The sequence below is a fragment of the Streptomyces sp. NBC_00820 genome, assembly GCF_036347055.1.
Lineage (GTDB): Bacteria > Actinomycetota > Actinomycetes > Streptomycetales > Streptomycetaceae > Streptomyces.
This window is the reverse complement of the sequence record NZ_CP108882.1, coordinates 5,851,566-5,863,757: the sequence shown is the minus strand read 5'-3', so window position 1 is coordinate 5,863,757 and position 12,192 is coordinate 5,851,566. Positions and strand designations below refer to the sequence as shown.

At 70.4% G+C, this 12,192-nt stretch carries 9 protein-coding genes and 1 pseudogene; 2 read left to right on the top strand and 8 right to left on the bottom strand.

Annotated elements, in window-relative coordinates; translation table 11 throughout:
* The first annotated feature begins 28 nt into the window (after positions 1–28).
* Both gabT and OIB37_RS26585 read left to right on the top strand, forming a co-directional pair.
* On the top strand, positions 29–1,363 hold the full coding sequence (gabT, locus tag OIB37_RS26590) for a 4-aminobutyrate--2-oxoglutarate transaminase (RefSeq protein ID WP_330460125.1): 1,335 nt from the start codon (positions 29–31) through the stop codon (positions 1,361–1,363).
* A gap of 728 nt (positions 1,364–2,091) precedes the next feature.
* Positions 2,092–2,352, top strand: a pseudogene (locus OIB37_RS26585) (phosphatase PAP2 family protein); the annotation flags it as partial.
* A gap of 55 nt (positions 2,353–2,407) precedes the next feature.
* Here OIB37_RS26585 and OIB37_RS26580 read toward each other — a convergent pair.
* From OIB37_RS26580 to OIB37_RS26545, 8 genes are all read right to left on the bottom strand, one after another.
* Positions 2,408–4,207, bottom strand: a complete 1,800-nt coding sequence (locus OIB37_RS26580) for a chitinase (protein ID WP_330460124.1) — start codon at positions 4,205–4,207, stop codon at positions 2,408–2,410.
* An 85-nt stretch (positions 4,208–4,292) separates the two neighbouring features.
* Positions 4,293–4,745: a hypothetical protein gene (locus tag OIB37_RS26575; protein ID WP_330460123.1), complete on the bottom strand. Its 453-nt coding sequence runs from the start codon at positions 4,743–4,745 to the stop codon at positions 4,293–4,295.
* A gap of 137 nt (positions 4,746–4,882) precedes the next feature.
* A complete protein-coding gene (locus tag OIB37_RS26570) occupies positions 4,883–6,313 on the bottom strand; it encodes an NAD(P)/FAD-dependent oxidoreductase (RefSeq protein ID WP_330460122.1) in 1,431 nt (476 codons plus the stop codon).
* A gap of 23 nt (positions 6,314–6,336) precedes the next feature.
* Positions 6,337–7,137, bottom strand: coding sequence for an ABC transporter permease (locus tag OIB37_RS26565; RefSeq protein ID WP_330460121.1), 801 nt, complete (start codon positions 7,135–7,137; stop codon positions 6,337–6,339).
* Positions 7,137–8,066, bottom strand: coding sequence for an ABC transporter permease (locus OIB37_RS26560; RefSeq protein ID WP_330460120.1), 930 nt, complete (start codon positions 8,064–8,066; stop codon positions 7,137–7,139). Before OIB37_RS26560 ends, OIB37_RS26565 begins: the two co-directional genes overlap by 1 nt.
* The gene (locus OIB37_RS26555; protein ID WP_443058205.1) at positions 8,066–9,232 is read right to left on the bottom strand and encodes an ABC transporter ATP-binding protein; all 1,167 of its coding nucleotides are present in this window, start codon (positions 9,230–9,232) and stop codon (positions 8,066–8,068) included. The genes OIB37_RS26560 and OIB37_RS26555 overlap by 1 nt, the downstream gene beginning before the upstream one ends.
* Entirely contained in the window at positions 9,229–10,476 is a 1,248-nt protein-coding gene (locus tag OIB37_RS26550) for a polyamine ABC transporter substrate-binding protein (RefSeq protein WP_330460118.1), read from the bottom strand. Before OIB37_RS26550 ends, OIB37_RS26555 begins: the two co-directional genes overlap by 4 nt.
* 91 nt (positions 10,477–10,567) lie before the next feature.
* The gene (locus OIB37_RS26545) at positions 10,568–12,106 is read right to left on the bottom strand and encodes a gamma-aminobutyraldehyde dehydrogenase (protein WP_330460117.1); all 1,539 of its coding nucleotides are present in this window, start codon (positions 12,104–12,106) and stop codon (positions 10,568–10,570) included.
* Between the last annotated feature and the right edge of the window lie 86 nt (positions 12,107–12,192).

Genomic DNA, 12,192 nt, shown 5'->3' with positions numbered 1-12,192 from the left:
AGTCCGTAATACCCCCCAGGAGCCCCGCATGACCGCACTTCCGCAGGAGCGCCGCGTCGTCACCGCCATTCCCGGCCCGAAGTCGCAGGAGCTGCAGGCCCGCCGTCTCGCCGCGGTCGCGCAGGGCGTGGGCTCCACGCTGCCGGTCTTCGTCACGCGCGCGGGTGGCGGTGTCATCGAGGACGTCGACGGCAACAGCTTCATCGACTTCGGTTCCGGCATCGCCGTGACCTCCGTCGGCGCCTCCGCCGAGGCCGTCGTACGCCGGGCGAGCGCGCAGCTCGCCGACTTCACCCACACCTGTTTCATGGTCACGCCGTACGAGGGTTACGTGGAGGTCGCCGAGGCCCTCGCGGAGCTGACCCCGGGCGACCACGCCAAGAAGTCCGCGCTGTTCAACTCGGGCGCCGAGGCCGTCGAGAACGCCGTCAAGATCGCCCGCGTGTACACCAAGCGCCAGGCGGTCGTCGTGTTCGACCACGGCTACCACGGCCGTACGAACCTCACGATGGCGCTGACGTCGAAGAACATGCCGTACAAGAACGGCTTCGGTCCGTTCGCGCCCGAGGTGTACCGCGTGCCGGTCGCCTACGGCTACCGCTGGCCGACCGGCCCGGAGAACGCGGGTCCCGAGGCCGCCAAGATGGCGATCGACCAGATCAGCAAGCAGGTCGGCGCGGACAACGTGGCCGCGATCATCATCGAGCCGGTGCTCGGTGAGGGCGGCTTCATCGAGCCGGCCAAGGGCTTCCTGCCCGCGATCCGCCAGTTCGCCGCCGACAACGGCATCGTCTTCGTCGCCGACGAGATCCAGTCCGGCTTCTGCCGTACCGGCCAGTGGTTCGCGTGCGAGGACGAGGGCATCGTCCCGGACCTGATCACCACCGCCAAGGGCATCGCGGGCGGTATGCCGCTCGCCGCCGTGACGGGCCGCGCCGAGATCATGGACGCCGCGCACGCGGGCGGCCTCGGCGGCACCTACGGCGGCAACCCGGTGGCCTGCGCCGCCGCGCTCGGCGCCATCGAGACGATGAAGGAGCAGGACCTCAACGGCAAGGCCAAGCGCATCGAGGAGGTCATGAAGGGCCGCCTGGAGGCCATGACCGAGAAGTTCGACATCATCGGCGAGGTGCGTGGCCGCGGCGCCATGATCGCCATCGAGCTGGTCAAGGACCGCGCCACCAAGGAGCCGAACCCGGAGGCGGCGGCCGCGCTGGCCAAGGCCTGCCACCAGGAGGGCCTGCTGGTCCTGACCTGCGGCACCTACGGCAACGTGCTCCGCTTCCTGCCCCCGCTGGTGATCGGCGAGGACCTGCTGGGCGAGGGTCTGGACATCATCGAGCAGGCCTTCTCCCGCATCTGAGGCACGCGCCGCGGGCCGCGCATCTGAGCGACTGGTCCGCACCTCTGAAGGACGGCTGCGGCAGGCATGTGAAGAACGTGTGCGAGGTGGATGGCGGGACGCGATTCCGTCTGCCCAACCATCGTGGCCTGCCGTAAGTTCGATCCCGATGAGAGATACACCTCGTCCACAGGGGACTGTGGACGACTTCAGGCCGGGGCCTCCCCAGCTTCGACCTGGTCGTGCCCTCGCGCACACAACCGGCGCCTGACGGCTCCGGGATCTCCTCACCGATCGGACGGTCGCCGCCCCAAACCCCCCGGGGCGTGCGACACTCCGATCCGGACGGCCGCCTCGGAACCACCCCCCCTTGTTCCGGGGCGGCCGACCTCCTTCCTCGCACGCCGGGCCGCACCTGCGAAGCTGGACGCGTGTCCTGCGAGCCGCCTTCCCAGCAACCGGCCCCCCGTGCCCGGCGCACCGCGTACGCCGCCTTCCTCGGGGTCCCGGCCGTCCTGTTCGCCCTGATCACCTGGCAGGTCGTCGGCCACGGTCCGCTGCTGCGGCTCGACGCGCGGCTCAGCCGGGACCTCGTGCACCCCGACCGCCTCTCGGAGCTCCTCTCCGATCTCGGCGACATCCAGGTCGCGGTACCGGTGCTGGTGCTCGCCCTGTGCTACGCCGCCTGGCGGGGCCGCGCCGCCGGCACGCACCGGTGGTGGCTGCCGCCCCTGGCCGCGGCGCTCCTGATGGCGCTGCTTCCGGCGGTCGTCGTACCGCTGAAGGAGTGGACCGCACGGCCGGGGACCCCCGTGGTGCCCCCGGCCGTCGGCTATTTCCCCTCCGGCCATACGGCGACGGCGGGTGTCGGGTACGGCGCCGCGGCCCTGCTCCTGCTGCCCTGGCTCCGCTCCCCCGCCGCCCGCCGGGCCGCCGTCGGCTGCGGCGCCGCACTCGTGCTCGGGGTGTCGTACGGGCTGGTGCGGCGGGGCTGGCACTGGCCGCTGGACGTGGTGGCCAGTTGGCTGCTGTGCGCCGTGCTGCTGACCGGTCTGTCCCTTCTGCTCAGCCGAAGTAGGCGTCGAAGTTCCGCTGGAACTCCCAGTTCGAGAAGCGGTCCCAGTTCACCGACCACGTCATCAGACCCCGCAGAGCGGGCCAGGTCCCGTGGGTCGGGTACGAGCCGCAGTTCGTCCGCTTCGTGAGGCAGTCCAGGGTCCTGTCGACCTCGGCCGGGGCCACGTAGCCGTTGCCGGCGTTCACGGAGGCGGGCATGCCGATCGCCACCTGGTCCGGGCGCAGCGGCGGGAAGACGTTGCCGGCGTCGCCCGCCACTGGGAAGCCGGTGAGCAGCATGTCGGTCATGGCGATGTGGAAGTCGGCGCCGCCCATGGAGTGGTACTGGTTGTCGAGGCCCATGATCGGACCCGAGTTGTAGTCCTGGACGTGCAGCAGGGTCAGGGCGTCGCGCAGGGCGTATATGACGGGGAGGTAGGCGCCGCAGCGCGGGTCCTGGCCGCCGAACTTGCCGGTGCCGTAGAACTGGTAGCCCATCTGCACGAAGAAGGTCTCCGGGGCCATGGTCAGCACGAACTTCGCCCCGTACCTGGCCTTCAGGGTCTTCAGCGCGGAGATCAGGTTGACGATCGCGGGCGTGGTGGGGTTCTTGAAGTCGGTGTCGTTCGTGTTCAGCGACAGCGAGTGGCCCTCGAAGTCGATGTCGAGGCCGTCGAGGCCGTAGGTGTCGATGATGTTCGAGACCGAGGCGACGAAGGCGTCGCGGGCCGCCGTCGTGGTCAGCTGGACCTGGCCGTTCTGGCCGCCGATCGATATCAGCACCTTCTTGCCGGCCGCCTGCTTGGCCCTGACCGCCGCCTTGAAGTCGGCGTCGCTCTCGACGTTCGGGCACTCGGCGGCCGGGCAGCGGTTGAAGCGGATGTCGCCGGAGGTGGCCGAGGTGGGTTCGCCGAAGGCGAGGTCGATGACGTCCCAGCTGTCGGGGACGTCGGCGAGGCGGGTGTAGCCGGAGCCGTTGGCGAAGGTGGTGTGGAGGTAGCCGACCAGGGCGTGGGCGGGCAGGTCGCCGGAGCCGCCTCCGGTGCCGGCACCGGTCGTGGCGGTCACCGCCGCGGACTTCGCGGACTCGCCGGCGGCGTTGGTGGCGCTCACCTGGAAGCTGTACGCCGTCGACGGGGAGAGTCCGGTGACGGTGGCCGAGGTCCCGCTCGCCGTCTGGACCTTGGCCCCGTCGCGGTAGACGGCGTAGCCGGTCGCGCCGGTCGCCGCCGACCAGGACAGGGCGACGGAGGAGGACGTCACGGTGCCGGCCCTGAGGCCGGCGGGCGCGGCGGGCGGCTGACCGGTGCCGCCACCGCCCGGTCCGATGAGGGAGATGTCGTCGGCGTCGTAGGCGCCGGTGCCGTACCAGCCGTGGGTGTAGACCGTGACGCTGGTGGTGGCGGGGCCGGTGGTGAAGGTGGTGGTCAGCTTCTGCCAGTCGGGGGCGGACGGGGTCCAGGTGGAGACGTCGGTGGTGCCGGTGCCGGTCGCGCCGAGGTAGACGTACGCGCCGCGGACGTAACCGGACAGCGTGTACGCGGAGTTCGGCTGGACGGTGACCGTCTGCGCGCACTGGGCGTTGTCGCTGCCGGCCGGGGTCGCCTGCAGCGCGGAGCCGCCGCTGTGCACGGGTGAGCCGACCGTCGTACCGGCGGTGCAGGTCCAGCCGGACAGGCCGGACTCGAACCCGCCGTTCGTCACGGCGTCCGCGTCGGCCGCGCGCGCGGCCGACGAGAGCGCCGTGACGCCGGGCACGGCCAGGGCCAGGGCCGCGAGGAGTGCGACCAGGGGTCTGGAGCGTTCCACAAGTGCCTCCGTGCTTGGGGGAGTTGGAGGAGCGGAGCGCACTCAACCTGGTCCGGACCAATCCGGTTGTCAAGATGTCCGGCCGTCAACCCCGCCCACCCCCGGCCGGCCCCGCCGCCGCCTCGTGCATCGCCAGTTCCAGCAGTGCCGGGTCGGACAGCGTGCCCGAGCCGTCCGGCGGCACCAGCCAGCGCACGCCTTGGGTCGCCCGGCCCGGGTACGGCACCACGATCCAGGTGCCGGATCCGGCGGTGCGGATGCCGGTGCCGAGCCAGCGGGCCGCGGTGCCCGGGGGGACGAAGAAGCCCACCCTGTTGTCCCCGAAGTCGGCCAGCACCGGACCCGGCTGGTCGAGTACACGGGTGAGCACGTCCAGGGTGGGATAGCCGAGGTCGCCCGGGAGGATCAGCACGTCCCAGGCCTTGCCCGCGGGCAGCAGGGCCACCCCGAGGGGGTTGCGCTCCCACTCCCAGCGGCACGCCTCCGGATCCGGTGCGACGGATGCCAGCCACTCGACCGCCGTTTTCGCCCCAGCCATGAGAGACCTCCCTTTCTCGTGGACGCGGGTCGCGCCTCAGCGGAAGAGAGGGAGGTCCCCGGCGGGCATTACGCGGGTTCCCGGATTTTCTTCGACGTGACCTGGGTCACATCTACCAAGGGGGGTGCCCCGGTCCGCTAACTGTCGAAGCCCAGACCCAGCCGGTCCATCGTCCGCAGCCACAGGTTGCGCCGGCCGGCCTGGGCGTCCGCGCGGGCCAGTGACCACTTGGTGAGGGCGATGCCGGTCCAGGCGAACGGTTCCGGCGGGAACGGCAGCGGCTTCCTGCGGACCATCTCCAGCTCGGTCCGCTCGGTGCGCTCCCCGTCCAGCAGGTCGAGCATCACGTCGGCCCCGAAGCGCGTGGCGCCGACACCGAGGCCGGTGTAGCCCGCCGCGTAGGCCACCTTCCCCTGGTGGGCGGTGCCGAAGAACGCCGAGAAGCGCGAGCAGGTGTCGATCGCGCCGCCCCAGGCGTGTGTGAAGCGGACGCCCTCCAGCTGCGGGAAGCAGGTGAAGAAGTGCCCGGCGAGCTTGGCGTAGGTCTCCGGGCGGTCGTCGTACTCCGAGCGCACCCGGCCGCCGTAGTGGTGGATCGCGTCGTAGCCGCCCCACAGGATGCGGTTGTCGGCGGACAGCCGGAAGTAGTGGAACTGGTTGGCCGCGTCGCCGAGGCCCTGGCGGTTCTTCCAGCCGAGCGAGGCGAGCTGCTCCGCGTCGAGCGGTTCGGTCATCAGGGCGTAGTCGTAGACCGGCACGGTGTACGAGCGCACGCGCCTCAGCAGGCTCGGGAAGACGTTCGTCGCGAGCACGACCCGGCGGGCGCGGACCGAGCCGTAGGGGGTGCTGACGGCCATGCCGGCGCCGTACGGCTTCAGGGTGAGCGCGGGCGTGTGCTCGTACACGCGCACCCCCAGCTTCACGCAGGCCCGCTTCAGGCCCCAGGCCAGTTTGGCCGGGTGGAGCATGGCCACGCCCCGGCGGTCCCACAGGCCCGCCGCGAAGGTGGGCGAGTTCACCTGCTCGCGCACGGCGTCCGCGTCCAGGAACTCCATGCCGCCGGCCAGGCCCTTGTCCTCCAGTTCCCGGTACCAGTCGCGCAGTTCCCAGGCCTGGTAGGTCTCGGTGGCGACGTCGATCTCGCCGGTGCGCTCGAAGTCGCAGTCGATGCCGTGCCGGGCGAGCGCGGCCTCGATCTCGTCGAGGTTGCGCGTCCCCAGCTCCTGGAGCCGGTGGATCTCGCCGGGCCAGCGGGCGAGGCCGTTGGGCAGGCCGTGCGTGAGGGAGGCGGCGCAGAAGCCGCCGTTGCGGCCCGAGGCGGCCCAGCCCGCCTCGCGGCCTTCCAGCAGGACCACGTCCCGCCGCGGGTCGCGCTCTTTGGCGTTGAGCGCGGCCCACAGTCCGCTGTAGCCGCCGCCGACGACCAGCAGATCGCAGGTCTCGGCGGAGGTGAGGGCGGGTTCGGGGTGGGGCTTGCCGGGGTCTTCCAGCCAGTACGGGACCGGCTGGGCTTCGGAGAGAGAGGAGATCCAGTTGTCTTTGCCACGACTCATGGCGCTTGGGGCCATGATTTCAACTCCCTACAGAGGGTCTATGCCTTGCGGTGGTTCCGGCGGTTGGTGATCAGCATCGAGACCAGGACGAACAGCACGGCGACGAGGAACATGGCCGTACCGATGACGTTGATCTGAACGGGCGTTCCGCGCTGCGCCGAGCCCCACACGAACATGGGGAAGGTGACGGTCGAGCCCGCGTTGAAGTTGGTGATGATGAAGTCGTCGAAGGAGAGCGCGAAGGAGAGCAGCGCGCCCGCGGCGATACCGGGTGCCGCGATCGGCAGGGTGACCCGCAGGAAGGTCTGCACCGGACCGGCGTACAGGTCCCGGGCGGCCTCCTCCAGGCGCGGGTCCATCGACATCACGCGCGCCTTGACCGCGGTGACGACGAAGCTGAGGCAGAACATGATGTGCGCGATCAGGATCGTCCAGAAGCCGAGCTGCGCGCCCATGTTGAGGAACAGGGTGAGCAGCGAGGCGGCCATGACGACCTCGGGCATCGCCATCGGCAGGAAGATCAGCGAGTTGACGGCGCCGCGCGCGCGGAAGCGGTAGCGGACCAGCGCGAAGGCGATCATCGTGCCGAGGGCGGTCGCCCCGGCGGTCGCCCACAGGGCGATCTGGAGGCTGAGGGACAGCGAGCCGCACATGCCGGCGACCCCGCACGGGTCCTTCCAGGCGTCGGCGGAGAAGTGCTGCCACTCGTAGTTGAAGCGACCCTTCGGCTTGTTGAAGGAGAACACCGTCACGACGACGTTCGGCAGCAGGAGATAGCCGAGCGTCAGCAGTCCGGCGATGACGACGAGATGGCGCTTGAGCCAGGTGACGACGGGCATCAGACCAGATCCTCCGTGCCGGACCGCCGGATGTAGAGCGTGACCATGGCCAGGATGGCGGCCATGAGGATGAAGGAGAGGGCCGCGGCCGTCGGGTAGTCCAGGATGCGCAGGAACTGCGTCTGGATCACGTTGCCGATCATGCGGGTGTCGGTCGAGCCGAGGAGTTCGGCGTTGACGTAGTCACCGGCCGCGGGGATGAACGTCAGCAGCGTGCCGGAGACCACGCCCGGCATCGACAGCGGGAAGGTCACCTTGCGGAAGGTGGTCCAGGGCCTCGCGTACAGGTCGCCGGCCGCCTCGTGCAGCCGTCCGTCGATCCGCTCCAGCGAGGTGTACAGCGGCAGGATCATGAACGGCAGGAAGTTGTACGTCAGTCCGCACACCACCGCGAGCGGGGTGGCCAGCACGCGGTCGCCGGCCGTCCAGCCGATCCAGTCGGTGAGGTCCAGGACGTGCAGCGTGTTCAGGGTGTGCACGACCGGACCGTTGTCCGCGAGGATCGTCTTCCAGGCCAGGGTGCGGATCAGGAAGCTGGTGAAGAACGGCGCGATCACCAGGACCATGATCAGGTTCCGCCAGCGGCCCGCGCGGAAGGCGATCAGGTAGGCCAGCGGATAGCCGAGCAGCAGGCACAGCACGGTCGCGGCGGCGGCGTACAGCACGGAGCGCACGAACTGCGGCCAGTACTCGCTGAGCGCGTCCCAGTACGTCACGAAGTGCCAGGTGACCTTGTATCCCTGCTCCAGGGAACCGGTCTGCACGGACGTGGAGGCCTGGTAGATCATCGGCAACGCGAAGAAGACGAGCAGCCACAGGATGCCGGGCAGCAGCAGCCAGTACGGCGTGAGACGGCCCCGCCTGCGCGGGGGCCTGCCGGCCGGTTCGGCGGGGGCGAGCGGAGGGGGCGCCTCGGTGAGCGTCGTCATCAGACGGCCGCCTCTTCCCCGGTGCCCGCGGTCCCGGCCAGCAGCGACTGGGCCGCGTCGAGACCGAAGGTGTGGGCCGGGCTCCAGTGCAGGACGACGTCGGCGCCGGGGACGAGCCGGGCGTCGCGCTCGACGTTCTGGACGTACACCGCCAGCTCGCCGCAGACCGGGCTGTCGATCACGTACTGCGTGGAGACGCCGATGAAGCCGGCGTCGGCGATCTTGCCGGTGAGGCGGTTGCGGCCGTCCGGGACGGAGCCCGCGTCGTCGGCGTGGGTGAGGGCGATCTTCTCCGGGCGTATGCCGGCCAGCACCTTGCCGCCGGCCGCCGCCGGGGCGGAACAGCGGGCCGCGGGCAGCACCAGCCTGCCGTCGCCCGCCTTCAGCACGATGTCGTCGCCACTCCTGGAGTCGACCTCGGCCTCGATGAGGTTGGAGGTGCCGAGGAAGTTGGCGACGAAGGTGGTCCGCGGGTTCTCGTACAGGTCCGCGGGCGAGCCGAGCTGCTCGACGCGGCCCGCGTTCATCACGGCCACGGTGTCGGCCATGGTCATGGCCTCCTCCTGGTCGTGCGTGACGTGGATGAAGGTGATGCCGACCTCGGTCTGGATGCGCTTGAGCTCCAGCTGCATCTGGCGGCGCAGCTTCAGGTCCAGGGCGCCGAGGGGCTCGTCGAGGAGGAGCACCTTGGGGTGGTTGATCAGTGCGCGGGCCAGGGCGACGCGCTGCTGCTGGCCGCCGGAGAGCTGGTGCGGTTTCTTGCGCGCCTGCTCGCCGAGCTGGACCAGCTCCAGCATCTCCCCGACCTGCGTCTTCACGCTCTTGATGCCACGCCGGCGCAGGCCGAAGGCGACGTTCTCGAAGATGTCGAGGTGCGGGAAGAGGGCGTAGGACTGGAAGACCGTGTTGACCGGCCGCTTGTACGGCGGCAGGTGCGTGACGTCCTGGTCGCCCAGGTGCACGGTGCCGGAGGAAGGTTCCTCCAGGCCGGCGATCATGCGCAGGGTGGTCGTCTTGCCACAGCCCGAGGCACCGAGCAGGGCGAAGAAGGAGCCCTGCGGCACGGTCAGGTCCAGCGGGTGTACGGCGGTGAAGGAGCCGTAGGTCTTGCCGATCCCGGCGAGGCGGACGTCGCCGCCGTTGTCTGTCGTCTTCATCGTCGTCACGCCCCTGTGAGCTTCGCGAACTTCTCTTCGTATGTCGTCTCTTCCTTCTGGCTCAGGGAGCGGAAGGCATGGGACTTCGCCTGCATGGCCTTGTCGGGCACGATCAGCGGGTTGTCCGCCGCGTCCTTGTCGATTTTCGCAAGGTACGGTTTCACCCCGTCGACCGGACTGACGTAGTTGATGTAGGCGGCGAGCGCGGCGGCCTGCGCCGGCTCGTAGTAGAAGTCGATGAGGCGCTCGGCGTTCGTCTTGTGACGTGCCTTGTTCGGGATGAGCATGTTGTCAGACGACGTCATGTAACCGCTGTCGGGGATGATGAAGTCCACGTCCGGGCTGTCCGCCTTCAGCTGGACCACGTCACCGGCCCACGCGATACAGGCGGCGAAGTCGCCCTTGGTGAGGTCCGACGTGTAGTCGTTGCCGGTGAAACGGCGGATCTGACCCTTGTCGACGGCCTTCTGGATCCGCGCGATCACCGCGTCGTAGTCGTCGTCGGTGAACCGCGCCGGATCCTTGCCCATGTCGAGCAGCGTCATACCGATGCTGTCGCGCATCTCGGACAGGAAGCCTACCCGGCCTTTGAGCCGGGGATTGTCGAGCAGGTCGGAGACCGACTTCACCTCGATGCCGTCGAGCGCCTTCTTGTTGTAGGCGATGACCGTCGAGATGCCCTGCCAGGGGTAGGAGTAGGCGCGGCCCGGATCCCAGTCCGGGGACCGGAACTGGGGCGAGAGGTTGGCGAAGGCGTGCGGCAGGTTGGCGGGGTCCAGCTTCTGCACCCAGCCCAGGCGGATCAGCCGGGCGGCCAGCCAGTCGGTGAGGACGACGATGTCGCGGCCGGTGTCCTGGCCCGCGGCGAGCTGCGGCTTGATCTTGCCGAAGAACTCGTTGTTGTCGTTGATGTCCTCGGTGTACTGGACCTGGATGCCGGTGCGCCCGCGGAAGGTGTCGAGCGTCGGGTGGTTCTTGCCCTTGTCGTCGACGTCGATGTACTCGGTCCAGTTGGAGAAGTGCACGGTCTTCTCCTGGGCCGAGTGGTCCTGGGCGGACATGCCGCCCCGCGCCTTGCCGGCCGCCGGTATCCCGCAGCCGCTCAGCGCCCCGAGGCCGCCGGCCGCGAGGGTGCCGCCGGCGGTGGCCCGCAGCAGCGACCGGCGGGTCATGGCCGCCCGGCCGTTGCGCAGGCTGCGCCGCATGGCGGCCACCTGCGCCGGGGTCGGACGTTCGGGCTGATACTGATCCATGCGCGTGGTGCCCTTTCGCAGATGAACGGGTCGCCCTGGTCAGGGGCCGGGTCGTCGCCACCCGGCACGGCCGGGTGCGGGTGATGTCCGGCTAGGGCCGGTCCCCGAAGATCGTGCGGTGCCAGTCCTTGCGGGCCACCGCGGTGTTGTCGAACATCACGTGCTTGATCTGCGTGTACTCCTCGAAGGAGTACGCCGACATGTCCTTGCCGAAGCCGGAGGCCCGGTGGCCGCCGTGCGGCATCTCGCTGATGATCGGGATGTGGTCGTTGATCCACACGCAGCCCGCCTTGATCTCGCGGGTGGCCCGGTTCGCGCGGTAGACGTTCCCGGTCCACGCGGAGGCGGCCAGGCCGTAGGGGGTGTCGTTGGCCAGCCGGAGTCCCTCGTCGTCGGTGTCGAAGGGGAGGACGGCCAGCACCGGCCCGAAGATCTCGGACTGGACGATCTCGCTGTCCTGGGCGGCGTCCGCGACGAGCGTGGGCCGGTAGTAGGCGCCGTCCGCCAGCTCCCCCTTCGGGGCCTCGCCCCCGGTCACCACGCGCGCGTGGGCGCGGGCCCGGTCCACGAAGGCGGCGACGCGGTCGCGCTGGGCGTGCGAGACGAGCGGGCCGAGGTCGGTGCCGGGGGCGAAGGGGTCGCCGAGCCGTACGGTCTCCATCAGCGCGGCGGTCCGCTCCACGAAGGCGTCGTACAGCGGGCGCTGCACGTACGCGCGCGTGGCGGCCGTGCAGTCCTGCCCGGTGTTGATGAGCGCGGCGGCCACCGCGCCGTTGACCGCGGCGTCCAGGTCGGCGTCGTCGAAGACGACGAAGGGGGCCTTGCCGCCCAGTTCCAGGTGCAGGCGCTTGACGGTGGCCGTGGCGAGTTCGGCGACCCGCCTGCCCACGGGGGTGGACCCGGTGAAGGAGGTCATGGCGACGCCGGGGTGCCCGACCAGGTGCTCGCCGGCCTCCTTGCCGGTGCCGGTGACGATGTTGACGACGCCGTCCGGGATGCCCGCGTCCGTGGCGGCCTGGGCGAGGAGCAGTGAGGTCAGCGGGGTGAGTTCGGCGGGCTTGAGCACGATGGTGTTGCCCGCGGCGATGGCCGGGAGGATCTTCCAGGCGGCCATCTGCAGGGGGTAGTTCCAGGGCGCTATGGACCCCACGACACCGATCGGCTCGCGGCGGACGTACGACGTGTGGTCGCCGGAGTACTCACCGGCCGACTGCCCCTGCAGATGCCGGGCGGCGCCCGCGAAGAAGACGGTGTTGTCGATGGTCCCCGGCACGTCGAACTCGCGGGTGAGCTTCAGCGGCTTGCCGCACTGCAGCGACTCGGCGCGGGCGAACTCCTCGGCGCGCTCGGCGAGTACGGCGGCGAGCCGGTGCAGGGCGTCGGAGCGCTCGCCCGGGGTGGCGGCGGCCCAGCCGGGGAAGGCGTCGCGCGCGGCGGCGACGGCGGCGTCGACGTCCGCGGTGCCGGCCAGTTCGTAGGTGTACACCGGCGCGCCGGTCGCGGGGTCGACGACGGTGTGGGTGCGGCCCGAGGTGCCGTTCGTCAGGCGGCCGGCGACGAACTGCGCGCCTGCCGCGAAGCGGGTCTGTGCGGGGAATCGTTCCTGGGGGGCGGTGCCGGGGTTGTGCATGTCGCTCTCCTCCGCCGAACGCCCTGTCCCAGGGGTCGTGGCGTAGCTCCAGCTCGATTTGAGTGCCGATCCTGACAGAGCCATAG